Below are 26688 nucleotides of genomic sequence, written 5' to 3' on the forward strand. Positions count from 1 at the left end.
ATTTTTATGAAAATTGTTCATTTTTATTAGCATTAACAAAAACAAAACTAATTTTTAGCCATGTCATTTTTCTTAAAAGTAATTGTCAGAATTTTTTTCTTTCTTTCATTATTCTTGTTCACGCAAAAATCCATCGCACAGTTTGGAGTTGGAAATGTTCTGAAAAAGCAAGCAGAAAAGTTAGTGAAAGATAAATTAGTTGAAAAAACGGAAGAAAAACGAGAGAGTTATGATACACTTTCTTTCAACTATGCTATCGCATTTTTGGATAAAACAGAATCATTTGAAAATCAACAAAAGGGAGAAGGCTTAATCAAGACAGCGAATTTCCTTTTACGAGATGATGAACCCCAGACTGATTTGGAGGCCGCTCGTGATATATATGATTTTGGCCGCCTAAATTATAATATGGGCAATCAATTCATGGCGGAAACAAATTTGAAGTTGGCTAAACTTAAATATGAACAAATTTCCGGCACTAATGAGCCCAATTATTTAAAAAGCATTGGCTTATTAGGTTTGCTCTATAGTGATATGGGTCGTTATACTAAGGCAGAAGAATTTACTCAAAAAGCTTTAGAAGGTTGGGAAAAACTGCAAGGAGAAGAAAGTATAGGATATTTGGCCGAATTAAATAATTATGCGGTGCTTCAAATTAATTTGGGAAATTTTATTGAAGCAGAAAGAATTATCCAACAACTGGGAAGAAAACTGAATGCGGAAAAGGAAAATGAAATGCTTCCTTATGCTATCTACCTAAATAATGAAGCTATTTTAAATCAATATATGGGTAGGGTAGATGAGGCTTTGGGTTTGATGAGAGAGTGCTCAGATATTGCTAAAGAAAGTTTGACAGAGAAAAACAGTACATATCTTCAATTTTTGACTAATAAAGCTATTCTAGAACAGGAAAATGGAGATTTAGAAACTGCAGAAAATACGTTCCAGCAAGTACTCGATTTACAGGAAAGTAGATTAAAACTTAATGCTAAAAATGACCCTGACTATGCCCATATGAAATCCAACATTGCGGCATTGTATGTAGAAAAGGGCGAGTATGATAAAGCGGAAGAGGCTTTAAAGCTGGCATTGGAAATATATCAGGATAAGTTCGGAGCAGAACATTTGACTACAGCAGGTACTCAATCCGATTTAGGTAATCTATACCGCTTTTTAGGTGAGAATGAAAAAGCTGAGCCATTATTGCAATCAGCACTATATACCCGAGAAAGAAAATTATCCAAAACACATCCTAAGGTTGTGAAAAGCCAGGAAGATTTGGCTCTATGGTTTTGGGCTAATGGCCAGATAGAATCAGCGAATAGTTACTTTAAAAGAGTGATGGAAACTAGTAAGGAATTTATAAAAGATTATTTCCCTGCATTAAGTGAGGCTGAAAAAACGAAATATTGGGAACAACTGAAACCACGATTCTTCCGATTCTATAATTTTGCTTTAGAAAATCATCAGGAATATCCAGAGTTGTTAGAAGATTTTATGCGCTACAGATTATCTACCAAGGGGATTCTATTAAGTGCTTCTACAGCTTTAAGAAATGCTATTTTTAGCCAAAATGATGAGGAATTGACCGCGCTTTATGAGCAATGGTTGGATCAAAAACAGCAACTGGCCAATGCTTATGCTTTAAGTGATGAAGAAATTAAAGAACAGTCACTCAATGTAGATTCTCTGGAGAATGCTACCAATCAAACTGAAAGGGAATTGTCTGTTAAATCAGAAGCCTTTTCAAGTGCTTATGAAGGTAGAAATACGGATTATAAAGCTCTTTTTAATAAGTTGAAAACAGGTCAGGTGATAGTTGAAATTGTACAATATCCGATTTATGATAAGCAATTGACTTCTAAAAATGCCTATGCTTATGTGATATTGAAGAAGGGGCAGGAAAAACCTAGCATTATTATTAATAAAGAAGGAAATCTATTAGAAAACAGATATTATTCATATTACAATAATGTCATCAATCAAAAAATGAAAGATGATTATTCCTATGCTCAATATTGGAAGAGTTTAGAAAATGAAATTGGTAATGCGAGCAGAATATATATTTCTCCCGATGGAATTTACAATCAGGTCAATATGAATACCTTGCAACAGCCGAATGGAAAATATTTGATTCAAGATCATGATATTCGCTATATCGGTCATCCAAATGATATATTATTTGAAAAATCAGCTCAATCTGCTGGCCAGCAAACAGCCTTCTTAATGGGAGATCCTAACTTTAATAGTCAAAGTATTGCGCAATTGCCAGGCACGAGAAAAGAAATACAGGAAATTTCAAAATACCTTTCGCCTAGCATGAAAATGCAAAAATACCTAAGCAACGAAGCCAATGAATCGAATTTAAAGCAAGTTCAATCTCCTAAATATTTGCATTTGGCAAGCCACGGTTACTTTTTAGAGGATAAACAAGCAAATGACAATTTGTTCGGGGTGCAGTTGCAGTATATAAGACAAAATCCACTGTTGCGTTCAGGCTTATTGTTGACCGGTGCTGGGGCAGAAGAAAGTTCAGGAAGTTCACAATCTTTTAATCAGAGTGATAATGGATTTTTCTCCGCATACGAGGCCATAAATCTAAATTTGAATAATACAGAGATGGTAGTGCTTTCTGCTTGTGAAACGGGTAAAGGAGATGTGAAAGCGGGAGAGGGCGTTTATGGTCTACAAAGAGCCTTTATTGTGGCAGGTGCTGAATCACTGGTTATGAGTTTATGGAAAGTTGATGATACCGCCACTCAAAAATTAATGTCAGGATTTTACAGGGAAAATGTACAAGGTAAAGCCATACCAGATGCTTTTAGATCAGCACAATTGGCAATGCTAAACGAATATAAACACCCTTACTACTGGGGAGCTTTTATAATGTTTAGTAGGTGAATTTTTAGGATGAGTAAAAATGCTCAATTTGTAATGTCGGGTCAACTAGGACACCCCCCCCCCTTCGCCCCCCTCAAGGGGGGAGTCGCACCGATTTGCAATGACTTTTTAATTTAATACTATTCCATTTTTTTATAAGTTTCGAAAAATGTGATAAAACTTGTTCATTTTTGGTGATATAAATCTTTGAGAACTATCCCCTGGAGGGGATTATAGGGGTGTTGGTAGCTCTAGATAAAATGGTAGATATCTTTGTTTATTAGTGTCTAGCCATATATTTCCAATAAAATTAAGCCTAAAACAGGAAATTTCAGCATCTTTGTTCTTACAAATAATAATTTTATTACAGAATAAATGCTGAAATTTTTCCAATTCATCTATACCATTTGGGCACTACTGGTTTTTCATGTTTTCATGATCATCCTTTTTCCTGTATTCATAATTCCATCACTAATTTCAAAAAAAGGGAGTAAGTTAAGCTTTAAAGCTATTCGATTATGGTCTTTTCTGTTTAGCTTTTTTAATCGTATCATTTATAAAGTTGAAGGAAAGGGACACTTCAAAAAAGGTCAGAATTATGTGATTATCTCTAATCACACCTCATTTCTAGATACGCCTGCCATTCCTCAGGCAATTGATGCTCCTTTTAAAGCTTTAGCAAAAAAGGAATTGACTAAGATTCCGATTTTTGGAATAATAATTAAGACTATTACTGAAGTAGTGGACAGATCTAATCCTCGAAGCAGACAAAAAAGTAAAGACCGATTGAATGAAGTACTGGAAAACGAAAATTCTATTTTGGTATTTCCTGAAGGTACTATGAACCGAACGGATAAGCCACTTCAAGGCTTTTATGATGGAGCTTTTAGAATAGCCATAGATGCACAAGCCCCAATTTTGCCAGTTGTGATAAAAGGTGCAGCTAAACTGATGAAGCCCAGTAGTTTCCTAATGAAGCCAGGTACCGTAAATGTTAAGGTGCTGGAGCCAATTATTACCGAAGGGATGAATCAAAAAGATTTACCTTATTTGAAGGCAAAAATAGTAGAGGTAATGCAGGCAGAACTTCTAAAATAAGAAGCCAATTTAATTTTATAATAAATTTAGTATTCTTTTTGAACTTGTTCATTGGTTCTTGTAAATACTTTATTAAGCATTTCTTTGAGCCTGAAAATTTCAAATATGTATTTTTTTCCGGTTGTTAGCTTAATTCGTTATCTTTTTCAGGTGGTAATTTTAGTATAATTCTGTATCTTAGTCATATACAATTCATGATGTGTCGACCTGTTTTAAGCTTTCTGATTTTAGTTATATTTCTTTCCACTTTTATTTCTTGCGAAATCAGAGAAACAATATTTAAGCCCGAGTGTAAGGGTGATTGTGCTGTAGTCGTGGGGCATATTTTTACTGGGGACGGAAATGAACCAGTAAAAAATGTGACCTTGAAAGTGAGATGGTACGATTATGTAGTAGGAAATTTTATTAAGTCAAAAATTTTAGCCATCACTAAGACTGATGATAGTGGTTCCTATTTGTTGAAGTTTAAAGCTGAAAATGAAGGGCATTACGAAGTTATTATTGAAAATAACGAAGACTATTTCAAATTACCCGATAAAGACTTTCATCAATTTAGTTTGCCCCAGTTAAATAATGATAGCATATTAGTTATAGACTATGTAATGCCATATAATACTAAATTGATTATTGAATTTGAAGAGTTTGAAAATGTAGAAAATTATTATTTACTAAGTATTTTGTTCCCTTTAGGTGTGAATTTTGAGCATGCAAGTGGGTACAGTCTTTCTTGGAGTTCCAGCAAAAGTGAATTTATGCATAAGATAGATGTCGCTGCAGAGGTACCAATTTTTTTAGTAAAAACAACTGTTATAAATGACTCTACCTATATATACGACTACGATACAATTTCTGTCCCCAGGCATGAGACACAAAAATATAATTTAGAATTTGATCAATAATGTATTTGACGGTGGCATTAGAAATATTTTAAGTTTACTTATTTATTGAATTTAATAAGGCTCTCTTCCAACTCATTATCTTAACTGGAAACTTTTAGTTTGTTCCAGGTTTATTAAAAAACAATTATTCAATGGGAATTAAACTAAATTTTATTTTTTCAACTTTAGGTAAGTGCTTACTATTAGTTTTAACATATTTCCTATTTATAGGTTGTAAAAGTAATGAAACAAGCAATATTGCCTACAAAATCAATATAGATACTGTTAAATTTAAAATCTCTCCTGAATTTCTAGACTATTATGTAAATTATGATATTCTGGATGAGCAAAATTTATTTGTTGGCTATAATCACTTTGATCACTCTTTGCAATTCATCGATCTCAACAATAAAGAAACCAAACAAACAATCAAATTAGAAAGAGATGGGCCTAATAGAATTAAGACGATTTCTAAATTATTTGTAACAGAAGATGAGATTTTTCTAAAACCATCACAAGAATGGATTACTATCAATCATAAAGGGAAGATTTTAGATAGATTTAATTATTCGAATTTGGCTGAAGATCTAAGTAATGATTACGTAATAAATGGAAGTATTACGATAAGCTATACAGTAAAAATGGAATTGTCTCATGATAAAAAATCGGTTTATATGAGACTATTTCCAGTAAATTTAGAAGCGAATACACCTGAGTTTTATACAGCTCCACTTTTCTGTAAATTAAATTTTGATACAAAATCCGTAGAAATTGAACCCAATTTACCTTATCCCGAATTATTTAGGTCTGGCATTAATTATGGAATTTTGGACAAACCATCCATTATAGAGTTGGAAGACCGGTTGGTTTACTCATTCCCTAATCATTCGACTATTTACGTCTATGATTTTAATGATAATTCCATAAGTGCTAATGAGGTAAAATCTGCCAAGATAGAATCTGTTGTAGAAATCAATCAAAATGGTGGTTTAAGAGATATCATGAAAAGTTCTATTAGGAGTAACACATACCACCCTATTACTTATGATAAGTATCGAGATTTATATTATCGTGTTATCAGAGTTAAAAATGAAACAAAAAATGAGAATGAATATTTTTTACAAATTATAGATAATCAATTTAAAGTTGTAGAGGAAGTAAACCTTCCTAATGATAAGGTATACCAAAATACCTACAAAGTAACCAAAGAAGGATTGTATTTTCAGTTAATGTCCTCAAGAGGTTATTTCTTTTCTTATATGCTAATTGATGTTCAGCCTGAGTAATAATTCTTTAGATTTTATAGATTCCATAAGATCGGTGGCATACCGACCATCTCACAACTGGCGCAAACGTTTCGCTTGTGTCAAAAACCTATAAATTAAAATTTCCACAACTTAAACATTATTGCCACTATCAAGATAAAATTGTAATTTGGTAAAAACTAAACCACCGAATTATGAAAAACTTACTGAAAGGACTGGCATTAATTTTTATTTTATCTATCCCATTCAAATCACTCTCACAATCAGATTGTAATCCTTATTTCTTATTGGAAGAAGGTAGAAAATGGACTTCAGCCAATTATAACGCCAAAGATAAATATCAAGGCAAACAAAGCTATGAGGTTTTATCGCTGACAGAGGAAGAGGATGGTAGGCTTACTGCTAATGTGATGCTTATTTCTTATGATAAAAAAGATAAAGTGGTGATGGAGAAAGAAGTGGAATTTACTTGTAAAGATGGGGTGGTGGAAATGGATATGTCCAAATACATACCCGAAGAAACTATGGAAAGCTTTAAGAGCATGGATATGGAAATGGAATTTGAAGCCATTACCATTCCTGAAAATCTGGAAGTTGGTCAATATCTGGAAGATGGTGGGGTTAAAATGACTATTGCAGGCCCGATGCAAATGAATATGGAAATTAAAATCCAAGATAGGAAAGTAATGGCTAAGGAAGAGATTCAAGTCCCTGCAGGAACCTATGATACTTATAAGATTAATTCTATTATAAAATTAGATATGATGATGACTCGAGAAACCAAAAACGTGGAATGGATAGCTAAAAATGTTGGTGTTGTCAGAAGTGAGCAATATGATAAAAATGGAAAATTAAACAGTTATACGGTTTTAATGGAGATTAATTAATAGCTCTTGATTCTTCTTGTTGTTTTATAGTTATTCATTTTTCATCTAATGTTTGTTTTATACGTGTAATATTTTTAATTTAGTCGTATAATTAAAGTGAGTAACAATGGATGCTAAAGTAACTTTATCCTTCAATAAGGAAATAATAGGGCAGGCTAAGCAATTTGCAGACCAAAATAACATCAGTTTGTCCCGTCTTACTGAGTTTCTTTTAAAACAAATCACTACTGGTGAGTATAAATCCCTAGATGAATTGCCTGTGGCAGATTGGGTGAATCAGCTTGCTGAAGGCAAAGCCGAATATCATACTAAAGTCCGTAAAAGAAAGGATATGAAAGGAGAATATTTATCATCCAAAAAATGAGAATCTTTTTGGATGCAAATATCATAGTATCCGTACTTAATAAAGAATACCCTCTCTTTAATCACAGTGCTAGAATTTTAAGTTTAGCTGGGAAATCCACTTTTGAATTTTATACTTCTCCAATTTGTCTCGCAATTGCTTTTTATTTTGCATCCAAGAAAGTAAGTGAGGCTAAAGCCAAAGAGAAGATTTCTTTATTATGTCAGCATATTAAAATTGCGGATGCTGACCAAGATGGAGTTGAAAAAGCATTAGCGAATAAAAAAATATATGATCTTGAGGATGGTTTTGAATATTATGCAGCAGAGCGAATGCTTTGCAATGTTATCTTAACCGAAAATAAAGAAGACTTCTATTTCAGCGAAATAGAAGTCTTGAATTCTAGTGAGTTTATTACTCTGAAAGTCTAATTTTATTTCGCTTGAAATAGATGTTTTAATACTCGTTTTCCAAATTCAGCATCTTTTTTATTGAAAAGTATAGCATAGAAAATCTCTCCTTTTTGCTCTATTTTGGTAATCACAAATCGTGAATCGAAGGTATTGCTAAATTTATCCATAATTTTCGCTTCCTGTCTTTCCGAAACACCTGTTAAAATAAAATCTGGATCATTTTGAAGTGCCTCTATTTTCTTTTTCAAAGAAGTTTTGAATATCAATTCAGCATGATTGCCCATTAAATCGTTTTCACTGTAATGAAGGTCTTCTATCAAATAATTATTGGAAGCCACTATTTGATAATCTGTATTTATGAAAATAATGCCTTCATACACTTTTCCTAAAAGGCTATTCATCATATTTATTTGCAAATCTTTAAAGTTAATGGCTTCATTTAATGATTTTTGGTTTCTGCTCATTTTCTCCTGTGTAGCTTGGAGTTCTTCCATATTTTGGCGCATTTCCTCTTCTTGAGCTTGCATTTCCTCTGTCATTTCCTGCGATTGTTCTAACAGTTTTTGAGTTTTCTCCTGCATTTTAATCGATTCTATCACGCTTCCTAATCTGTTGGCCAGTTCAGTTAATAAATCTTGCTCATGCTTTTCAAATTCTTGAAATGAAGCAATTTCCAAGATGCCTACTATTTGCTGTTCAGTTTTTAGTGGTAAAATCATGATGGAGCGTGGAGGCGCGTCTCCTAAGCCAGAGGTGATATTGATGTAGGAAGAAGGAACATCGGTCATATAAATCGACTCGCCTTCCAACCAAGTTTGCCCAACCAAGCCTTCCCCTTTTTCGATTTTTTTATTGATATATTTCTTTTTATTAAAAGCATAGCAAGCTTTCATTTCCATAATTGGCTCCTCATTTTCATTATTTAAAATAAAGAATGCTCCTTGGTTAGCTCCTAAATATTTTACGGTCTCACTTATAATAGAATTTGCAAATTCATCTAGATTAGAATTATTACCTTTCATTAAATCCGAAAAATGACTTAAACCTTCAATATTCCAACTTCTGATTTCATCTTGCTTTGCCTTGAGCTCTAAAGAATCATTTTTATCCTTTATTAATTTTAAATTTTCTTTCAAATTATCTAGCATTAGGCTAAAGTTTCGAAAAAGACTTCCAATTTCATCCTTTCCATCATGCTGAAGATCCTTGCTTGCATGGCTGTCTCCTGATAATACCTTCTTTACAATATTATCAAGCTTGAGGATAGGTTTAGAAACCGTTTTTCTTAGATAATATACAAGTCCAAAGACTGTAATTAAAAGTAATATGAGTGTAAATCCTATCATGATAGAAGCGGTTTGTCTCAAGGATTCGTTTTGTTTATTAATTTTTTGATACAAAAAGGAGATTATAGGTTCTGTTTCCTTTTTATTCCGATTTATCTGTAAGAATTGCCCTGATTTTTCATTTAGCCCGATAGCGATTTCGGTTTGAACAATTTTATCAAAATGGTTTTTGTAAGCTTTTATGTCATCAATTGTTTTGTTTTTATACCCAGCTGTCATATGTGGATATTCTTCAATTTTGGCTTCCTCTACAAACCCTATAAATTCATCGGCAGTTTTATGTAATTTATCGGTATAGCCCATATCCTTTCTCAAAGCAAAATCTTTTTCATGTCTTCTTAAGCTAAAGGCAAATACTTTTTCTTCTGCTGATTGACGTTTCTGGAGATCATGTGCAAAACTTCGCATTTCCCCTTCTAAACCATGATCTTTAAAGCCTCTGGTATAAAGTAGTTTTCGTAAATCATCAAAAGATTTTTTATAGCTAATAATAGAGATTAGGATAGAGCGGAAATCACCTGCTAAATCCTTCTTATTAATGAATTCAGATGTTATTTTTTGCTCTAGTGATTTTTCTACTGTTTCAACCTCAGAAAAGAATTGTTGTGTAAACTTACTTTTTCCATCCTCTAAAAAATCAATTTCTTTCCATCCAAAAATAAGGAAATCCTGTTCGATTTTTTGAGCATTGTCAAAACGCATCATTGTTTCGGCAACATCTGATTTTACTTGCTGATATTCATCTACTTGGCTCCATAAGTAACCTACAACCAATCCACCGATAAGCATCATGATTAGCAATAAGGAAAAGGAAAGAATGAATTTTTTGCGAATGGCAAGATCTCTTATCTTCATATTTTATAATTTTTTACGAAGATAGGCGAGATAAAAAGAAAGACTGTTAAATATAAAAAAAGGCTTTATTACGCTTTAATTATCTTAATAGGTAAAATTTATTAATAAAATAATCTACTGAAAATAGTGTAATTTAATCTTTTTAATTCCTTAGTTTTATTTAATAAACTCCACTTCCTAACATGACAAGTGTGCAAGCATATTCTGTTTCAATACCTTTTTCATTAGCTAGCTTCACTAATTCAGAATTTTCAGTTCCTGGGTTGAAAATAATTCTTTTTGGATTGAGGCTGAGCAAATAATCATAATATTCTGGCTGATGTCTGGCCCCCAAATAAAGGGTAATGGTATCTACATCTTCCACTTTTGGAGATTCTCTTATATCTAAAATTTCTTCACCGAAAACTTCACCTTTTTTGATTCCTACAGGTACGTTTTCTTGTCCTGAATTGGTTAATCTATCTGCTGCGAAATATGAATATCTTGAAGGGTTTTTATTAGCTCCAATGATTACTGTCTTTTTACTCATGATTTGTTTTTATAATGTTCTACCACTTTTTCCGCGCATCGTTCTCCATCCATAGCAGCTGAAACTATACCTCCAGCATAGCCTGCACCCTCTCCACAAGGAAAAAGCCTTTTGGTTTCTATATGCTCTAACGATTCTTTATCACGAGGGATACGAATAGGGGAAGAGGTTCTGCTTTCAACCCCCACAATAATGGCATCATTTATAAAATAACCTTTCATTTTTTTACCAAATGCCTTAAAAGCTGTTTTAAGTCTTTCTGCAATAAATGGAGGTAAAACTTCATCCATTCGTGCAGAATGCAAACCTGGCTGATAGGAGGTGTCCGGTAAATCTTTGCTTAGTTTTCCTTGTGTAAAATCAATCAATCGTTGCGCTGGAGCAGTTTGAGTATTACCGGCAATTTTACAAGCATTTTGTTCTATGGATTTTTCCAATTCCAAGCCTTTTAATGGACCGAAACGCTCAAACTCTTGTATATCTTCCAGTTCAATAGCCGCTACGATTCCTGAATTAGCAAAGCGAGAATCCCTTCTTGATGGACTCATTCCGTTTACGACAATTTCACCGCTTTCCGTAGCGGCAGGCACTATAAATCCGCCAGGGCACATGCAAAAAGAAAAGACACCTCTCTGTTTATCTTTATAATAGGTTTGATGAACTAATGCATAAGAGGAGGCCGGTAAATAAGCTCCTCTGTCTTCACACTTATATTGAATCTTGTCTATGGCTTTCTGTGGATGCTCTACTCTGACACCTAAAGCAAATGGTTTAGCTTCAATTAGTATTTTGCTATCATGCAATAAATAAAAAATATCCCTTGCAGAATGACCTGTTGCCAGAATGAATGCATCAGATTTGAATTCCCTTCCGTTGGCTGTAGAAACAGATTTAAGTTCATGATCTTCTACTTTAAAGCCTGTCACTTTCGTTTCGAAATGTACTTCACCACCATGAGTTATAATGCTTTCACGAATTTCCTGGATGATTTTAGGCAATTTATTAGTACCAATGTGTGGGTGAGCATCAATCATGATATCTTCCTTAGCACCATGAGCAACTAAGATTTCCAAAATTCTGTATATATCTCCTCTTTTTTTAGAGCGGGTATAGAGTTTGCCATCTGAATAAGTGCCGGCACCACCTTCTCCAAAACAATAATTACTTTCAGCATTGACGATATGCTTTTTATTAATATCAGCTAAATCTCTTCTTCTTGCTCTGACATCTTTTCCTCTTTCCAGGATAATGGGTTTCCAGCCTAATTCAATTAATCTTAATGCCGCAAACATGCCTGCTGGGCCTGCTCCAATTATTACTGCAGATTGACTGGCATTATGTACTTTTGGTAAGTCTTCAATTTTATAATTTATCCTTTCGGGAAGGGGGGTGTTATCTACAATTTCTACTTTAATGCGCACTTTTATCTCCTTTGAACGGGCATCAATGGAGCGTTTGGCAATTCTGAAATTTTGGGTGGATTTTAATCCCAGCTTTTGTTGGATGATTGCCAAAACTTCTTCTTCGTTGAAAGCCTCTTCAGGCTTTAAAACTACTTCTTTTTCTATCATAATCAATTTTAATAAACGCTATGGATTTAATGTTTTAACATTCTTAAGCTTAAAAACATAGCCAAAGGAAAGCCCTACTATCGGTTGAACTTTAAAAGGTTGGTTGATCAATTCATCAAAAATTTCATTTTTCTGCCCTTCGTTTTTCACTTCACCATAGAAATAATAATTAAAATTGATGCCTAGATTAATGTCAAATGTAAAACCATTATCGTTCAGGTTTTGTAAAATCCTACTTCCGACTAATAAACCATATCGTACTCCATGAGCGTTCATTTCAGCAGAAACAACATCGGTTTGTGTTTTGTCTTCGTAATATTTAAATCTATTTACATTAGTGTAGGACAGTGAATGCCCAAAATAGGGCATTCCAAATTTCGTGTCTTTATGGTAGAATCTTTGTCTTAGACTAAAACCAAATCCTTCGAAAAAATTATCACCTGCCCTTAGGTTTAAGGAATTAGCAAAAAAAGGATTTCTAAAGGTGTGATACAACAGCTCATATCCAATCCTTTGCTGGATGTTATGTTCCAAAGAAACCTGTAAATCGCCAAAGAGCATATTGAAAGGATTTACTTGAAGTATTAAAGTTGGGAAATCATTATTTCTAGATTTGAAGTAGGAACTGCTTTTTGATTTATATCTGTAATCTGGTTTGTTGTATTGTAAATTATCATCAGCTAAATCTGTCGGACTTTTGGCTGTTCTCAACAGTGGTTCATAATCTTCATATATGGGCTTATAATATCCTGCTAATTCTCCATTATGATCATACAATTCCCAAGTGCCTGTCTTTACTCCATCTTCAATTACACCAAGCATTTTTTTATCACCATTTCGATAATACCCAGTGTATTCTCCTTTTCCTTTTTGAAACTCAGCTTCACCTTCTTTTTCACCTGATTCGTAAAAATATTCCCACTTGCCTTCACTTTTACCATCCATCACAGCGCCTTTTACCTTTAATTTCCCACTTTCATAGAATTCTTTGTATTCCCCGCTGCCTGCATCATATATACCTTCACCCTTTAATCCTCCATCCTCAAAATATAGCTTCCAATACCCTTCTTTTTTGCCTTCTCTTTCAGCACCTTCAGCACTTACTTGCCCATTGGGATGGTAATAAACCCATTTCCCATGATTTAAATTATCAATATAATCACCTTCTCCCGACACGATACCATCTTCGTAAAAATAAGTCCATTTTCCTTCTTTGGCACCTTCGGAATATTTCCCCTTGGATTTCAGGCTTCCTGATTGATAATAATTTTTCCATAGGCTATCACTTTTCTCATCTTTTATAAAGCCTTCGGATTTTAAATTACCATTAGGATAAAATTCTTTATAAATACCATCACCATTTTTGTAAATCGCTTTAGCTTTTAATCCACCATTTTCAGAGTAATAAGTCCATAAACCATTTTTTAAATCATCAATATATTCTCCTTCGCTTTTTAAAATTCCTGTCTCGTAAAAATATTTCCAATTTCCCTGACGTAAGCCTTGGTAAATTTTTCCTTCCATTCTGAGTTCCCCATTCTCAAAATAATAAGACCATAATCCATGATTAGAATTATCTTTGAGTTGTCCTTGCATTTTCAATTTGCCACTCTCGTAATAATATTTCCATTGACCATAAGTTTCATCATCAACGTACTGTCCTTTATTCTTTAGCTCGCCTGAAATGTAATAGGATTCATAAGTTCCATATAGAACGCCAGGATCTAAATCTTTTACAAAATAGCGCTCCTTCAAATGTTCTCTTTCGTCATCATAATAGACTTTAACCTCTTTGCTTTGTGCAAATAGTAATGTCGGTATCACTATCAATATGATGCTGAAAACAGTTTTCATTTTATTTTTCTCCAAATACTTCTTTAACTACCCATCCTTTTCCCCATTCTTCCTTTTCCTTATCGGACCATAATTCAGGGAAGAATATACGTTTTTGAAATCTAGGGGGCAAATATTGCTGCCAATTTGTACCGCCAGTGGCTGCTACATCCTTATTTTTTTCTTGTAAATATCTAACTGCAGATTTGTAATGAACCAGTGGCCAAAAAATATTCACATTTAAGTCAAAATTTCTTAAAGCTTCTTTCAACTCTTTATTGTTTTTGGAGTCATTATCTAGTTCATGGTATTTTTGATATATATTTTTTTGCTCAAAACGTTTTATCCAGTTGATAAATTCATTTTTATATTTTTTTTCAAACTGCTCTAAAGTCAGTGTTTTCTGTCCTGTTTCTACTTCAGTAGCCCCTTGTTTCCAGTAGATATGCTTATATTTATCCTCTATTGGAGCATCTTTACACTCATTTTTCTTCTCTTTTCTTACTAATTGAATTAATGGGGTGGAAGCAAATTCTATCAATCGATATTGTGCTGATTGAAAACCACTGGCAGGTAAAAGTGCCATCCGGAACCTTTGAAATTGCTCTTTTTCCATTCCTTGCACCATGATGTCGAATGATTGAGTTAAGGTCTCAAAATAACGATTCATTCGATTTAGTCTTTTGATGAAAAAATTAACATTTAATGTCTCATTCCAACCTAAATCTTCTCCGTTTTCACCAATAATTTTTCCATTATTGGCTATTTGCTCCATCTCATTCAAACACATTTTGAAATAAAGCTCCGTAATTTGATGATACATAATGAAAATCTCCTCATCAGGGAAGTCAGTTTTAGGCTTTTGTAAGGTTAATAGAGTGTCTATATTAATATAGTCCCAGTATGTGGTATAATTGGATAAAAGTAATCCATCCAGATAGGCGGATAAGTCCTGCCCCATTGACTGGTACTTAAGATTAAGCTTTTCCAAATTTTGATTGATTTGGTCTTTGTTCATAGTCTAAAAAAATAATGGTTCTTGCAATTTTCGCCTTTTTTGAAGGTTTCTTAAAAATACTTTTAAATTTGCACTATTCAAATGAGCTTACAAAGCTACAAAAAATAAAAACGACTAATACATATGAATAATCAATCAACCGATCAATTTGAATCACCTGATTTTTACGCTTTAGACGGATTACTAACCGAAGAGCATAAATTAATCAGACAATCAATAAGAGATTTTGTAAAAAAGGAAATCAGTCCGAATATTGAAGAGTGGGCACAAAATGCTCATTTTCCCTATGAAATTGTAAAGAAATTTGGTGATGTAGGTGCCTTTGGCCCTACTATTCCACAAGAATATGGTGGGGGAGGATTAGATTATATCTCCTACGGACTTATCATGCAAGAAATTGAAAGGGGTGATTCTGGAATGAGATCAACAGCTTCTGTTCAAGGATCTTTGGTGATGTATCCGATTTATGCTTTTGGAAATGAAGAACAGCGTAAAAAATATTTGCCAAAATTAGCATCAGGAGAGTGGTTAGGAAGTTTTGGATTAACAGAGCCAGATCATGGTTCTAATCCGAGTGGAATGACTACAAACTTTAAAGATAAAGGCGATCATTATCTACTGAATGGTGCTAAAATGTGGATTTCCAACTCACCTAAATGTGATGTAGCGGTCGTTTGGGCAAAGGATGAATCAGGAAGAATTCATGGATTGATAGTAGAAAGAGGAATGGAAGGGTTCACTACTCCTGAGACTCATGGAAAATGGTCATTGAGAGCAAGTACTACAGGAGAGTTAGTATTTGATAACGTAAAAGTTCCTAAAGAAAATTTATTAGAAGGTAAATCCGGATTGGGAGCTCCGATGAAGTGCTTAGATTCTGCAAGATTTGGTATTGCTTGGGGAGCTATTGGTGCAGCTATGGATTGTTATGATTCAGCCAGAAGATATTCTTTAGAGCGTATTCAATTCGGAAAACCAATTGCTTCTTTCCAATTGACACAGAAGAAGTTATCTGAAATGTTGACTGAAATTACTAAGTCGCAATTATTGAATTATAGACTTGCACAATTGATGGATGAAGGCAAGGCTACCACTCCTCAAATTTCCTTGGCCAAGCGAAATGCTGTGGAGGTGGCATTAAATATTGCAAGAGAAGCAAGACAGATTCATGGAGGTATGGGAATTACTGGAGAATACCCAATGATGCGTCATATGGCAAACCTCGAGTCTGTTGTGACGTATGAAGGTACACATGACATTCATTTGTTGATATTAGGAAAAGAAATTACAGGTATTCCTGCATTTGAATAATTTTTAATTTAAAACGAACGGATTGATGGAAAAATACGATGAATTTAAGAACTCTTCTACAGAGAGAATAAATGAGTTAAAAACGGAATTTGAGCTTTTGAAAGCTGAGGCAAGAAATTCTCAAGCTGATAGAAAAGAGGAGATTTCAGAAAATCTTGAAAAGTTAGAAAAGCTCCAAAATGAGTTGGAAGAAAAATATACCAGAGTTGAGAACTTTGGTGATATAGCTGCTCAGGAATTGAGTGATGCATTTTTCTCGTCAACAGCAGGATTCGAAAAAATCATTAAAGAGACAAAAGATAAATTAAAATAGAAAATGAAGCCGAGTTTTTACTCGGCTTTTTTATTTCCCAATTGTGAGCCAATAAAAGGTATTCTTGGCGCCAAAAAATATCCAGTCAAACTAGCAAACAATATTGGAATGAAATGTCCAAATCCTGTTAAAGTAGCTAGTAAAATTGTAGTACTCATTGGTGTTCGAGTAACACAAGCATTTATTGCAGCCATACAACTAACGATTGCCAATGTTAGATTTATTGAAGGAAATATTTGATATATTATAAGCCCAATTGTTGCCCCTACAAAAAATAGAGGTATAATAAATCCACCTCTCCAACCTGAAGTCACAGTAATTGAAATGGCAATAATTTTAAAAATCAAAATTGCAATCAATAAAGTCAAAGGAAAATTACTAGATAATAGCTCGTTAATTTCGTGATGTCCAAAATATCTTGTTATTGGCAAGAAATATGCAATAATACCAAGTAATATCCCACCAATTAAAGTTTTGATATAAATAGGGATTGGTCTTTTCTCGAAAATTGATTTGAATAATTTGGTGCAAAAAATAAACCCCCACCCAAAAACAACCGCAATTACTGCGAATAAAACCGCATAACCAAAGTCGAAAATTCCAGAATACTCATAAGCAGATAAATCCCATATTGGACCAAGTCCTAAATGAATGATTAAGGCGAAAACTAAGTAACTAAAACAACTTGCGACAAATGCTGGGATAATTGCTTTATAATATTCAACAGCATGTTTATGGTGAAGTATTTCTAAAGAAAATAAACTACCACCAAGAGGAGCACCAAACAAAGCAGTAAAACCTGAAGCCATACCAGCAATACTTAATGACCTTAATTCTTCACCTTTCAGCCGAAATAATTTTCCAATCCAAGTACCCGTGGAACCAGTTACTTGGACCAATGGAGCTTCAGGTCCTAGGCTTCCACCAGAAGCAACACACAATAAAGAAGAGAGAACCATAGAAGGGTTGTTTTTAGGATCTAGCTTCCCTTTGTTAAATCGAATATTATTAACAATCAAATGTATTTCTCCAGGGTCGCCAATGAAGTGAATTATGAGACCTGCTAACAGGCCACAAATTGCCATTGCAGGAATTACTTGCCAATCACTAAAGAATGCCAATTTGTGAGTTAAAAACTCAAGTCCTATCCAATAAATTCCAGCAATTAATCCCCCTATTAGTCCTAGGAATGCCCATAACAAAAAATTCCGACTAAAAACGAAAGGATTAAATCTGATGGGTTGGTCTAGAATATTTAGATACCTAACTAATTTTCTTCTTCTATTTAATTTCACAATGGAAGTCTAAGATTTTATTTCATGCAAATATATGTATATAAAAATATCTCAAAAGGTGTTAAATAATTTTTGATGCTGAAAATCCTCATCTTATCTTAGACAAAACAGATTAAAGATTACATACAAAGATATATTGATTATAAATGATAGATTTTTTTAATCCGCTTGGATTGCAACAGCCATTTATTCGCCTAGCAATATTTACATTATTTTCTGTCATCATAGGAATTATAATTCGATATGTGTTTTTTAAAACTCTTTTCATTCTTAATAAGAAAGATGATAGAGCGCTTATAAAACTCCTGGAAAAACGTTTTAATGGGAGTGTTTTTCTATTTATCCCTATGCTAATTATGCATAACCTTATTCCCAGCTTTGAATTAAGTAAAAGTTTAACTGAATGGCTTTTATTAATTTCTGAATCTTTAATTATAGCCTCTTTTACCATAATAGCTGTTAGATTAGTTTATTTTTCACAGGATGTATTAAATAGTAAATTTAAAGTTGATAGAGCAGATAACATTAAGGAAAGGCAAGTTTTAACTCAAGTTACTTTTGTTCGAAAAATCATTGTTTTTCTTATTGTGATGATAGGCTTAAGCTTATTTTTATTGCAATTTGATGGTGTCAGGAAATATGGCGCCACTTTTTTGACCTCTGCAGGGGTTGCAGGTATTATCATTGGTTTAGCTGCCCAAAAAACAATTGGAAATTTATTGGCAGGAGTTCAAATAGCTTTTACCCAACCCATCAAAATTGGGGATGCAGTATTTGTGGAGAAAGAGTGGGGGTGGATTGAGGAGATAAATTTGACTTATGTTGTGGTAAAGATTTGGGATCAGAGAAGATTAGTTTTGCCAATCACTTACTTTACAGAGCAGACATTCCAGAACTGGACAAGAAATTCGGCAGATATCATTGGAAGTGTTTTCTTATTTACAGATTATACTGTGCCTATTGATGAATTGAGAAAAGAATTTGAAGCTGTTTTGGCAACTACTGACCTTTGGAATAAAAATAATCAAGTTTTACAGGTTACTGATAGCACAGAAAAGTCTATGCAAATAAGATTATTGATGTCTGCAAAAGATTCACCCACTGCTTGGGATTTGAGATGCTTGGTAAGAGAGAAAATGCTGGTGTTTATTCAAGAGAAATATCCAGATGCATTACCGAAAACAAGATTTGTCATGGATCAATCATCTGAACTTAAAGATTGATTAAGCCAATGTAGAGTCTTTTGATTTTCAGTACTGTTTATAGCATTTCTGATGTTGTACTTTTCTCTTCCTGTTAGTCTCCAGTTCAATGAAGCTCTTTCTTCAATATGTTTTAATTTACTTAAGCTATCATCAGAAAAAGCAATACCAGCATCGTAAGTGAGCATTGCGTGGATCAAATCACCTTCAAACCATTCAGAAGCATATTCAATAAGCAAATCATTACGTGTATCCTGAACATTCGTCCAGTTACTATATATATTGCTAATTGGAGTGGATAACTTTTTGAGTATGGAAAGATTTCGGCTTTTATCAATTATAGCTGCTTTTTTAGAGTCTCGAATTGTTAATATTATTACTCCAGAAGTATTTTCTGAAATCCAATCTTTGAAATTATAAAGAAATAAAACAGCATCACTTACTCCAAAATTATCGGCTAATCCAGCATCCATAATTTCAAGACTGGGCTCGCTAGGTAGATTTACGTTGGGGGTTATGTAGGGGAAAGAAGCGCTCATCCTAAGTGCAGTTAAAAAACTTAAATTTTCAGCATCCTGATTTTTGAACATTCTTAAAAAGTCAATGCTTCTATTGTCCATTAGTGCATTTAAAGAATCATTCGTAATATTTTTGCTTGACATATAGGAACTACTATTAGGCGTTACATAAAGCTTTCTACCATCATTTACACTAGTTGGTGCTAGAAACAACATCGGTATTTCTGCATTTAATTCTGCTTCTTTATAATCGATCAATCGCTTATCAAGAACCCCGTCTAAATTTTTATTGAGTTTTTGCTCAAAAGCGTATCCTCGATCTTTTGGGTAGCTATATCCACCATAATCAAAATATTGGTAGCGAATAAAAATATCATTGGTCAGCAAGCTAAAAATAATAGGATTTAAGGCCTCTTTACCAATATTAGAAAGATATTTAGGATTATAGATATCAATGGTTTTATCTTTTTTCTGCATATATTTTAATTCCCTGAAATATGCAGCTCCAATTAATCCACCTGAAGCGCCCGAAATACTTACAGTATGTTTAAATAGATTACCATTGGTTATGCTATCAGCATTTTGAAGTGCATTCATAGTCCAATATGCGGCTCTTTGACCACCACCACTGGCTGTGAGCAAAACCATTTTTGGCTTTTCATTAAATTGGCCTCTCCATTTATTAAGAATCTTTAGAGTAGTAGCCTTATCTTCTGCTAAAGCTTTAGGGCTGGTCAGTTTATCAATTGTTTTTTGATTATAGTTTACTGCTTCCGTTTTGTAATTTAGACCATGCGCATAATGCGTTTTGCTTAAAAAATCTATAGTGATGAGGTAATTAATTAAAAAGAAAATGGCAATTGCACCCGTTATTGCCCAAGATCTAAACCAAAAAGTAATAGCTCCAATTGTCATTAAAACAATACTCAGAAAAAGTACGGCACTTGCAGCAGCGGGTATTTGAAAATAAGGATACTCTCTAAATGCTCCCAACACTAATATGACTACAAAAATAAAAATTTCAGCAATCACAGTATTCAAATGGTTTTGATCAAAAATACCAGTTATAACGTTAAATACTTTTTGATTACTTTTTTGATTGACTTTAATCCATCTAAATTTTAAATCGAAGTATCCGATTACTTCCGCTTGCTGTGTTTTTAAATCTTTATGATATTTCACCGCTGCAATTCTTCCAATTGTAAGTTTTTTGATCCTTCTCTCCACTCTCTCTGCTAAAACTTCTCGAAAATCCTTATTGGTGAGCCAAAAATAGAGCTGTAGAATGAAAATTGAGACAAATACACCTAAAGGCAGTGATAAGGCTAAAGAGAGTGCCGGCCAAAACTCCATAAATTCATAAATCATTTGATAATTAATGATTTGAATGATGTAATTAATGAGAAATGCTAATGGAATGATGGCATTATTTAAGGAGAAATTGGAGAAGGGCTTTTTGATGATACCTATAAAATTGAATTTATAGCCATCCAAAATGTAGGAGGCAATATTGAAAGCAACAATTAATCCTCCTAATGTTAACCCTACTATGAAATAACTTTGAAAGCTGACTTCATTCAAATATTCAGGTGATAAAAAAAGATAGGGGATACCTAATCCTTTAGCGAAACCGCCATTTATAACAGAAAATAATAATACCCAGCATAAAAGTAGCAGTTGGTTCTTTTTAAAATGGTTTAGAACCAATTGAAATGGAAATGAATAGAATATTGAGTGGAAAATTTTTTTCATAAATATTTCATTTCCTATATTTTAGATTACTTATAAATCCTCAAACAAGAAGTTATTGATGGCGTATTTAACCAAACCAGCTAAAGTTTTAGAACCAGTTTTTTCCATCAGATTTCTTTTATGAGCCTCTACAGTTCTGATGCTTATAAATAGTTTATCCGCTATTTCTTGATTACTTAACTCATCAATTATTAATCTTAAAACTTCTTTTTCTCTTTTGGAAATGGCAATCACATCAGAATCTTGCTTTTTCTTGCTCATAAAGTCCATGATGGCTTTTGTAGCTTCCTGTGCATAGTATGATTCCCCATTATAAACAGCCTTTACGGCATCTACAATTTCTTTTTCTCTAGCGTTTTTTAAAAGATAACCAGAAGCGCCAGCCTGCAGCATTTGCTTAACATATTGGCTATCTTTAATCATGGTGAGTGCAATGATTTTAACAGAAGGGAATTTTTTATTCACCTCAGTTGCTAATTCAACGCCATTCATTTCGGGCATGCTGATATCTGTAAGTAAAATGTCTACTGCATCAGAATTTTTTTCTAAAAAAATTAATGCCTGTTTTCCATCGCTGGCTTCACCTGCAATTGTGATCTCATGCCCTTCTTTTTCAAGGTAAAATCTTATTCCGTCACGAATTAAACGGTGGTCATCAACTAACAAAACTTTTATCATTCCGAAATATAATAATAACTTTATACAACTGTAAAAATTAAACTATGGAAGATAGTAAAAATATAAAGCCGAAAGTATTTTATTTGGATGATGATGAAATTAATCTTGCCATTCTGGAGGCTAACTTAGAAGAATATTATGAAATATTAAGCTTTAGTGATCCCAATAAAGGAATAGATTATCTTAAAAATAATGAAGTTGATGTAATCTTAACCGACCAAATTATGCCTGTGATGGATGGAATAGAGTTTCTACAGGCCATCAAAGATATTCAACCAAAAGTAGCTAGAATACTATTAACGGGGGTTGTGAATCAGGAAGTCATGATACAAGCCATTAATAAAGTAAATATTTATAGGTTTCATGAGAAATCTGATGATTATGATGGACTGAAATTTGATATCGATAGTGCATATCAAATGGTGAAAACACTTAGGGAAAAAGATTTTTATTATAAAGAACTACAAGAAACTTCTGAAAAATTAAAGATTATTTCAGATAATGTGCCTGCTCAAATTATCCATACTGATATGGATGGAAATATACTAGAAATTAATCAAGATAGTAGTGCCTTGACTGTTAATAGTGTAGGAGGAAATATTTCAGCATTTTTACCTGAGGATGAACTTCAAAAGTTTCTTAAAACCATGACAGAGGTTAGTGAAACCAAAAAAAGTCATAATATAATTACTCGAGCATTTAATTTTTATGAAAATTTTCAATGGTTTTCAACTGTAATTGGGCCTCTTCATTCAAAAAATGAACAAAGCGGTTTTTTAATGGTGAGTCAGGATATTACTGACAGGGTAAATCATGAGGAGAAAATCATGTCAGCAGTTATCGAAGCTGAAGACAGGCAAAAAAGTAAGATTGCACGTGATATACATGATGGTTTACAACAGACCCTTACTATTTCTCTCATGAATTTCGAATCTTTGGATGAAAATTCGATTCAAATTACGGAAAAGGAATTTGAGAAATTTCGAAATGGAGTAAGGTTTTTACGAAAAGGACTACAAGAGACTAGAAGCATTGCCTACGAATTGATACCTAAATCAGTTGAAGACTTTGGTTTTGTTGAAACCTTAAAGGAGTTAATTGATGAATTAAATAGCTCAATTGACGATACTGAATTTAATTTCTATACTAATTTGGAGCAAAGAATTGAGGACCTTAACATTGAATATAATCTTTTTAGAATTACCCAGGAATCACTCAATAATATCATTAAGTATGCTGAGGCTTCAGAAGTTTTTGTACAGCTGACCTATCATGATAATATTTTACAGCTGACAATAGAGGATAATGGAAAAGGATTTGATGTAGATGAAAAGTTAAATTCCGACAGAAGTTTTGGGCTTTTTAATATGCATAAAAGAACTGAAAGTCTATCAGGAAGAATGACAATTGAATCAAAAGAAGGTACCTTGATTTTTGTCGAAATTCCATTAAAGAAGAAGGATAAATCGAGTGATATTGAATCAAAATAATGTTTTGATGTAACATAATTTACTCTAAGAGGTTAAATATTAAGTACTTTTTAAACAAAACAACACATTATGGACACTACAGATGCTTTAAAGCAAAAACTTACTTCACAAGTAGAAGAATGGAAAGCAGACTTTGATAAACTGAAAGCTGAAACTAAAGGTGCATATGCTGAAGGTCAGTTAGAAGGAAGTCAAGAAGCTAAAGAATTAGATTCTAAAATAGATGAAGCTAAGACTCTCATTAATAAAGTTGAAAATGCTAACGAAGAGGATTTGGAAGAGTTGAAAGCTACCGCAGAAAATAAATTAGATGGCTTGAAAAATGCTTTTCAGAATCTTAAAAATAAATTTAATTAAACGATACTTTTAATTAAATTACTCTATTGCATTTTAAATTTAGAGTAAAAAAAATAGCCGTTGGAATTTTCCCAACGGCTATTTTTTTGAGTTGATTTATCTTACTTTACCTCAGTTACTTTCAACATATTGGTTCGGTTTCTTTCTTTAATTGGCATACTAGCCATTAAAATGATAATATCGCCACTTTGAACATGTTTATCCCTCTTCAAAGTCTTTTCAATATCTTCAAAAGTTTGATCTGTGCTTTCATAGTTTTCATAAATATACCCTCGTACTCCCCATACTAAATTGATGGTTTCTAGTAAATCATGATTAGGCGTAAAAATAAATATTCCCGCTTTAGGTCTGTGACTTGCCAATCTGTAAGCCGTATAACCTGATTTGGTCATCCCAACAATTGCTGTAGCATTTGTTTCTTCCGCTAATTTGCAAGCGGTTTGAACTAAATTATCGCTATTAAAAGTATCTGATTCTCTTGAAACATGTCCGTATTTATGATAAATAGCATCATGCTTTTCTATACTTGTAATTGTATTTGACATACTCAAAACAGACTCCACTGGATATTGCCCAGCAGCAGATTCAGCTGAAAGCATTACTGCATCACCGCCATCTAAAATTGCATTGGCTACATCATTAGTTTCTGCTCTAGTAGGGCGAGGGTTTTCAATCATGCTTTCCATCATCTGAGTAGCTACGATTACCGGCTTACAAGCTTCGTTACATTTTCTGATTATCATCTTCTGAGCTAAAGGAACATCCTCCATTGGAATTTCAACACCAAGGTCTCCACGAGCCACCATAACAGCATCTGTTGCTGCTATAATATTATCAATATCTTTTAAGGCTTCCGGCTTTTCTATTTTAGCTACTACCTTACATTCTTTTCCGTTATATTTTATTCTGTTTTTTAAATCAATAACATCTGCAGCAGAACGAACGAAAGATAAGGCTATCCAATCTACTTCGTTTTTTAAGCCGAATTTTAAATCTTCTAAATCTTTCTCTGTTAAGCTGGGAGCTGAAACATTAGTGTTAGGTAGATTGATTCCTTTCTTGGATTTTAATTCTCCTCCGTAAATAATTTTAGTTTTTACTTCAGTTTTATCTGATGAGATTACTTCTAGTTGAATGTTTCCATCATCTATCAAAATGGTATCTCCTTTTTTAACATCCGAAGGTAATCCTTGATAAGTAGTGGAAGCTTTTTTTGAATCGCCCACCATTTCCTTGGTTGTGATAGTGAATTCATCCCCTTCTTTGATTTCAACACCTCCGTCTTTCATTTCACCACACCTAATTTTAGGACCTTGCAAGTCTTGAAGGATGCTGACGTTCGTTCCCCACTCTTTATTTATTTCTGTAATGTACTGAAGTGTTTGCTGGTGAATCTTGTGGTCACCGTGAGAGAAGTTAAGTCTAAAAACATCTGCACCTGCTTTAATTAATTTTTGCAACATCTCTTTAGTGTTGGAAGCTGGGCCAACGGTTGCTACAATCTTTGATTTGTTGAATTTGATGTTTTCTCGTTTCATTATTTAAATTCTTTTTATGTCATTAAGTTCACAACCGATTTTAGTCGATTGGCATCCAAAATTTGAATCAAAATTACATTTTTTATTTCACTTAGTGTACTTTTTACATTAAGTATTTCTAATTCTTCTGTATCATCTTGAATTAGAAGGAAATAGTCAATGTTTTTCATTTCAGGAATAAGAAAAGCCTGTGGTGCTTCACTTTCATTTAATTTATTTTTTAATAATTTTATAGAAACGTTCTCTGTTTGGTGTTGAAAACAAGAGGTATTGAGAAATTGGCCTTTTTTCAATTCTATGAAATGGTCTTTTACCCTTTTTAATGAAAAATTAGTATGCTCATTAATGTGCCATGCCATTTGGAAATCGGTTAAAGAAGAAGAGATGGCCAATAATTGAAAATCTACACTGAAAGTATCTTGCCATAGTTGTTTATTCATAGGTTTAAGTTATAAATATTTCAATTTAATCTAAAACTTGTTGGGTAAAGTTACCCCGGAAAGCAAAATACTTGTACGAAAGGAAAAAAATAGTTTGACATTAATGAGGGAAATACATTTCTTTGCGGAGTATTTAAAACTAAAATTCTAAAATAATGTCTGAAATAGCACAGAAAGTAAAGGCAATTATCATTGACAAACTCGGAGTAGAAGAGTCAGAAGTGACTGCAGAAGCAAGTTTCACCAATGATTTGGGAGCAGATTCACTGGACACAGTGGAATTGATCATGGAATTCGAAAAGGAATTCAATATTTCTATTCCGGATGATCAAGCCGAAAACATTGGTACTGTTGGACAGGCCATTTCTTACTTAGAAGAAAACGTAAAATAATTTAATAGCTCAAAATTCATTTATGAATTTAAAAAGGGTAGTTGTAACGGGACTGGGTGCTTTGACGCCTATTGGAAATTCTGTCGAAGAATATTGGGAGAACTTAGCTGCGGGCAAAAGCGGAGCCGGTCCCATTACCAAATTTGATGCGTCCAAATTTAAAACGCAATTCGCTTGCGAAGTAAAAAACTTCACGGCTGAGGATTACCTCGATCGTAAAGAAGCTAGAAAAATGGATCCTTTTACTCAGTATGGTATGATTACCGCTGAGCAAGCAATCCAGGATTCTAAGCTTGATTTATCTAAAATTGATTTAGATAGGGCTGGGGTAATTTGGGGCTCAGGAATTGGAGGTATAAAAACTTTTCAAGATGAGGTTGATAATTTCGTTACTAACGATAGAAATCCTCGCTTTAATCCATTTTTCATACCAAAGATGATCTCTGACATTTGTGCAGGTCTAATTTCCATTAAATATGGATTTAG

General features: G+C 33.3%; 24 protein-coding genes. 14 read left to right on the forward strand and 10 right to left on the reverse strand.

Annotation, left to right across the window (positions count from 1 at the left end; all coding sequences use genetic code 11):
* Window positions 1-60 precede the first annotated feature (60 nt).
* The 7 genes from Q0L29_RS08190 (at window position 61) to Q0L29_RS08220 (ending at window position 7782) form a co-directional block, all read left to right on the forward strand.
* Window positions 61-2901, forward strand: coding sequence for a CHAT domain-containing protein (locus tag Q0L29_RS08190; RefSeq protein WP_296620705.1), 2841 nt, complete (start codon window positions 61-63; stop codon window positions 2899-2901).
* Between the two features lie 354 nt (window positions 2902-3255).
* Window positions 3256-3978 carry a 1-acyl-sn-glycerol-3-phosphate acyltransferase gene (locus tag Q0L29_RS08195; protein ID WP_296620707.1) on the forward strand — a complete coding sequence of 241 codons (723 nt, stop codon included), beginning with the start codon at window positions 3256-3258 and terminating at the stop codon, window positions 3976-3978.
* A 194-nt stretch (window positions 3979-4172) separates the two neighbouring features.
* Window positions 4173-4877 carry a hypothetical protein gene (locus Q0L29_RS08200; protein ID WP_296620709.1) on the forward strand — a complete coding sequence of 235 codons (705 nt, stop codon included), beginning with the start codon at window positions 4173-4175 and terminating at the stop codon, window positions 4875-4877.
* Between the two features lie 131 nt (window positions 4878-5008).
* Window positions 5009-6142 carry a DUF4221 family protein gene (locus tag Q0L29_RS08205; protein WP_296620710.1) on the forward strand — a complete coding sequence of 378 codons (1134 nt, stop codon included), beginning with the start codon at window positions 5009-5011 and terminating at the stop codon, window positions 6140-6142.
* A 173-nt stretch (window positions 6143-6315) separates the two neighbouring features.
* Window positions 6316-7008 carry a hypothetical protein gene (locus Q0L29_RS08210; RefSeq protein ID WP_296620711.1) on the forward strand — a complete coding sequence of 231 codons (693 nt, stop codon included), beginning with the start codon at window positions 6316-6318 and terminating at the stop codon, window positions 7006-7008.
* A 106-nt stretch (window positions 7009-7114) separates the two neighbouring features.
* The gene (locus Q0L29_RS08215; protein ID WP_296620712.1) at window positions 7115-7372 is read left to right on the forward strand and encodes a DUF6364 family protein; all 258 of its coding nucleotides are present in this window, start codon (window positions 7115-7117) and stop codon (window positions 7370-7372) included.
* Window positions 7369-7782, forward strand: a complete 414-nt coding sequence (locus tag Q0L29_RS08220) for a PIN domain-containing protein (RefSeq protein ID WP_296620714.1) — start codon at window positions 7369-7371, stop codon at window positions 7780-7782. The genes Q0L29_RS08215 and Q0L29_RS08220 overlap by 4 nt, the downstream gene beginning before the upstream one ends.
* 2 nt (window positions 7783-7784) lie before the next feature.
* On the opposite strand, the gene Q0L29_RS08225 is transcribed toward Q0L29_RS08220, so the two are convergent.
* The 5 genes from Q0L29_RS08225 to Q0L29_RS08245 all read right to left on the reverse strand — a co-directional run bounded on the left by Q0L29_RS08225 (window position 7785) and on the right by Q0L29_RS08245 (window position 14916).
* Entirely contained in the window at window positions 7785-9965 is a 2181-nt protein-coding gene (locus Q0L29_RS08225; protein WP_296620716.1) for a GAF domain-containing protein, read from the reverse strand.
* Window positions 9966-10125: 160 nt separating this feature from the next.
* Window positions 10126-10494, reverse strand: coding sequence for a CoA-binding protein (locus Q0L29_RS08230; RefSeq protein ID WP_296620717.1), 369 nt, complete (start codon window positions 10492-10494; stop codon window positions 10126-10128).
* Complete coding sequence (locus Q0L29_RS08235) at window positions 10491-12065, reverse strand: NAD(P)/FAD-dependent oxidoreductase (protein WP_296620718.1); 1575 nt, start codon at window positions 12063-12065, stop codon at window positions 10491-10493. The genes Q0L29_RS08230 and Q0L29_RS08235 overlap by 4 nt, the downstream gene beginning before the upstream one ends.
* A gap of 18 nt (window positions 12066-12083) precedes the next feature.
* Window positions 12084-13919 carry a toxin-antitoxin system YwqK family antitoxin gene (locus tag Q0L29_RS08240; RefSeq protein WP_296620720.1) on the reverse strand — a complete coding sequence of 612 codons (1836 nt, stop codon included), beginning with the start codon at window positions 13917-13919 and terminating at the stop codon, window positions 12084-12086.
* A 1-nt stretch (window position 13920) separates the two neighbouring features.
* A complete protein-coding gene (locus Q0L29_RS08245) occupies window positions 13921-14916 on the reverse strand; it encodes a tryptophan 2,3-dioxygenase family protein (RefSeq protein ID WP_296620722.1) in 996 nt (331 codons plus the stop codon).
* 123 nt (window positions 14917-15039) lie between these two features.
* Between Q0L29_RS08245 and Q0L29_RS08250 the strand changes: the two genes are divergently transcribed.
* Together Q0L29_RS08250 and Q0L29_RS08255 are read left to right on the forward strand one after the other, a co-directional pair.
* Window positions 15040-16227 (forward strand): acyl-CoA dehydrogenase family protein, encoded by a 1188-nt coding sequence (locus Q0L29_RS08250; RefSeq protein WP_296620724.1) that lies wholly within the window; start codon window positions 15040-15042, stop codon window positions 16225-16227.
* Between the two features lie 25 nt (window positions 16228-16252).
* A complete protein-coding gene (locus Q0L29_RS08255; RefSeq protein ID WP_296620726.1) occupies window positions 16253-16540 on the forward strand; it encodes a hypothetical protein in 288 nt (95 codons plus the stop codon).
* A 17-nt stretch (window positions 16541-16557) separates the two neighbouring features.
* Here Q0L29_RS08255 and Q0L29_RS08260 read toward each other — a convergent pair whose 3' ends face one another.
* Entirely contained in the window at window positions 16558-17835 is a 1278-nt protein-coding gene (locus tag Q0L29_RS08260; RefSeq protein WP_296620728.1) for a chloride channel protein, read from the reverse strand.
* A 146-nt stretch (window positions 17836-17981) separates the two neighbouring features.
* Here Q0L29_RS08260 and Q0L29_RS08265 point away from each other — a divergent pair, with 146 nt between their 5' ends.
* Complete coding sequence (locus Q0L29_RS08265; RefSeq protein WP_296620729.1) at window positions 17982-19058, forward strand: mechanosensitive ion channel domain-containing protein; 1077 nt, start codon at window positions 17982-17984, stop codon at window positions 19056-19058.
* Here the strand turns inward: Q0L29_RS08265 and Q0L29_RS08270 are convergent.
* Both Q0L29_RS08270 and Q0L29_RS08275 read right to left on the reverse strand, forming a co-directional pair.
* Entirely contained in the window at window positions 19034-21307 is a 2274-nt protein-coding gene (locus tag Q0L29_RS08270; protein WP_296620731.1) for a patatin-like phospholipase family protein, read from the reverse strand. The two genes, Q0L29_RS08265 and Q0L29_RS08270, sit on opposite strands and share 25 nt — an antisense overlap.
* Before the next feature lie 30 nt (window positions 21308-21337).
* Window positions 21338-21985, reverse strand: coding sequence for a response regulator transcription factor (locus tag Q0L29_RS08275; RefSeq protein ID WP_296620732.1), 648 nt, complete (start codon window positions 21983-21985; stop codon window positions 21338-21340).
* A gap of 44 nt (window positions 21986-22029) precedes the next feature.
* Between Q0L29_RS08275 and Q0L29_RS08280 the strand changes: the two genes are divergently transcribed.
* Both Q0L29_RS08280 and Q0L29_RS08285 read left to right on the forward strand, forming a co-directional pair.
* A complete protein-coding gene (locus Q0L29_RS08280; RefSeq protein ID WP_296620734.1) occupies window positions 22030-23475 on the forward strand; it encodes a response regulator in 1446 nt (481 codons plus the stop codon).
* Between the two features lie 69 nt (window positions 23476-23544).
* The gene (locus Q0L29_RS08285; RefSeq protein WP_296620735.1) at window positions 23545-23832 is read left to right on the forward strand and encodes a hypothetical protein; all 288 of its coding nucleotides are present in this window, start codon (window positions 23545-23547) and stop codon (window positions 23830-23832) included.
* A 101-nt stretch (window positions 23833-23933) separates the two neighbouring features.
* Here the strand turns inward: Q0L29_RS08285 and pyk are convergent, their stop codons facing one another.
* Window positions 23934-25370, reverse strand: coding sequence for a pyruvate kinase (gene pyk / locus Q0L29_RS08290; protein WP_296620737.1), 1437 nt, complete (start codon window positions 25368-25370; stop codon window positions 23934-23936).
* Window positions 25371-25384: 14 nt separating this feature from the next.
* Window positions 25385-25810, reverse strand: a complete 426-nt coding sequence (locus Q0L29_RS08295; protein WP_296620739.1) for an IPExxxVDY family protein — start codon at window positions 25808-25810, stop codon at window positions 25385-25387.
* Window positions 25811-25965: 155 nt separating this feature from the next.
* Between Q0L29_RS08295 and Q0L29_RS08300 the strand changes: the two genes are divergently transcribed.
* Both Q0L29_RS08300 and Q0L29_RS08305 read left to right on the forward strand, forming a co-directional pair.
* The gene (locus Q0L29_RS08300; RefSeq protein WP_013453317.1) at window positions 25966-26202 is read left to right on the forward strand and encodes an acyl carrier protein; all 237 of its coding nucleotides are present in this window, start codon (window positions 25966-25968) and stop codon (window positions 26200-26202) included.
* A 22-nt stretch (window positions 26203-26224) separates the two neighbouring features.
* A partial coding sequence (locus tag Q0L29_RS08305; protein WP_296620743.1) for a beta-ketoacyl synthase N-terminal-like domain-containing protein occupies window positions 26225-26688 on the forward strand: 464 nt, incomplete at its 3' end.

Source organism: Marivirga sp. (assembly GCF_024636815.1).
GTDB lineage: Bacteria > Bacteroidota > Bacteroidia > Cytophagales > Cyclobacteriaceae > Marivirga.

What these genes read in the sequence shown, in the direction of transcription:
- Q0L29_RS08235 (WP_296620718.1), bottom strand. Translation starts at nt 12,065, where the DNA reads ATGATAGAAAAAGAAGTAGTTTTAAAGCCTGAAGAGGCTTTCAACGAA.
- Q0L29_RS08245 (WP_296620722.1), bottom strand. Translation starts at nt 14,916, where the DNA reads ATGAACAAAGACCAAATCAATCAAAATTTGGAAAAGCTTAATCTTAAG.
- Q0L29_RS08205 (WP_296620710.1), top strand. Translation starts at nt 5,009, where the DNA reads ATGGGAATTAAACTAAATTTTATTTTTTCAACTTTAGGTAAGTGCTTA.
- Q0L29_RS08190 (WP_296620705.1), top strand. Translation starts at nt 61, where the DNA reads ATGTCATTTTTCTTAAAAGTAATTGTCAGAATTTTTTTCTTTCTTTCA.
- pyk (WP_296620737.1), bottom strand. Translation starts at nt 25,370, where the DNA reads ATGAAACGAGAAAACATCAAATTCAACAAATCAAAGATTGTAGCAACC.
- Q0L29_RS08285 (WP_296620735.1), top strand. Translation starts at nt 23,545, where the DNA reads ATGGACACTACAGATGCTTTAAAGCAAAAACTTACTTCACAAGTAGAA.
- Q0L29_RS08200 (WP_296620709.1), top strand. Translation starts at nt 4,173, where the DNA reads ATGATGTGTCGACCTGTTTTAAGCTTTCTGATTTTAGTTATATTTCTT.
- Q0L29_RS08300 (WP_013453317.1), top strand. Translation starts at nt 25,966, where the DNA reads ATGTCTGAAATAGCACAGAAAGTAAAGGCAATTATCATTGACAAACTC.
- Q0L29_RS08215 (WP_296620712.1), top strand. Translation starts at nt 7,115, where the DNA reads ATGGATGCTAAAGTAACTTTATCCTTCAATAAGGAAATAATAGGGCAG.
- Q0L29_RS08280 (WP_296620734.1), top strand. Translation starts at nt 22,030, where the DNA reads ATGGAAGATAGTAAAAATATAAAGCCGAAAGTATTTTATTTGGATGAT.
- Q0L29_RS08230 (WP_296620717.1), bottom strand. Translation starts at nt 10,494, where the DNA reads ATGAGTAAAAAGACAGTAATCATTGGAGCTAATAAAAACCCTTCAAGA.
- Q0L29_RS08220 (WP_296620714.1), top strand. Translation starts at nt 7,369, where the DNA reads ATGAGAATCTTTTTGGATGCAAATATCATAGTATCCGTACTTAATAAA.
- Q0L29_RS08195 (WP_296620707.1), top strand. Translation starts at nt 3,256, where the DNA reads ATGCTGAAATTTTTCCAATTCATCTATACCATTTGGGCACTACTGGTT.
- Q0L29_RS08210 (WP_296620711.1), top strand. Translation starts at nt 6,316, where the DNA reads ATGAAAAACTTACTGAAAGGACTGGCATTAATTTTTATTTTATCTATC.
- Q0L29_RS08250 (WP_296620724.1), top strand. Translation starts at nt 15,040, where the DNA reads ATGAATAATCAATCAACCGATCAATTTGAATCACCTGATTTTTACGCT.
- Q0L29_RS08225 (WP_296620716.1), bottom strand. Translation starts at nt 9,965, where the DNA reads ATGAAGATAAGAGATCTTGCCATTCGCAAAAAATTCATTCTTTCCTTT.
- Q0L29_RS08240 (WP_296620720.1), bottom strand. Translation starts at nt 13,919, where the DNA reads ATGAAAACTGTTTTCAGCATCATATTGATAGTGATACCGACATTACTA.
- Q0L29_RS08295 (WP_296620739.1), bottom strand. Translation starts at nt 25,810, where the DNA reads ATGAATAAACAACTATGGCAAGATACTTTCAGTGTAGATTTTCAATTA.
- Q0L29_RS08255 (WP_296620726.1), top strand. Translation starts at nt 16,253, where the DNA reads ATGGAAAAATACGATGAATTTAAGAACTCTTCTACAGAGAGAATAAAT.
- Q0L29_RS08270 (WP_296620731.1), bottom strand. Translation starts at nt 21,307, where the DNA reads ATGAAAAAAATTTTCCACTCAATATTCTATTCATTTCCATTTCAATTG.
- Q0L29_RS08265 (WP_296620729.1), top strand. Translation starts at nt 17,982, where the DNA reads ATGATAGATTTTTTTAATCCGCTTGGATTGCAACAGCCATTTATTCGC.
- Q0L29_RS08275 (WP_296620732.1), bottom strand. Translation starts at nt 21,985, where the DNA reads ATGATAAAAGTTTTGTTAGTTGATGACCACCGTTTAATTCGTGACGGA.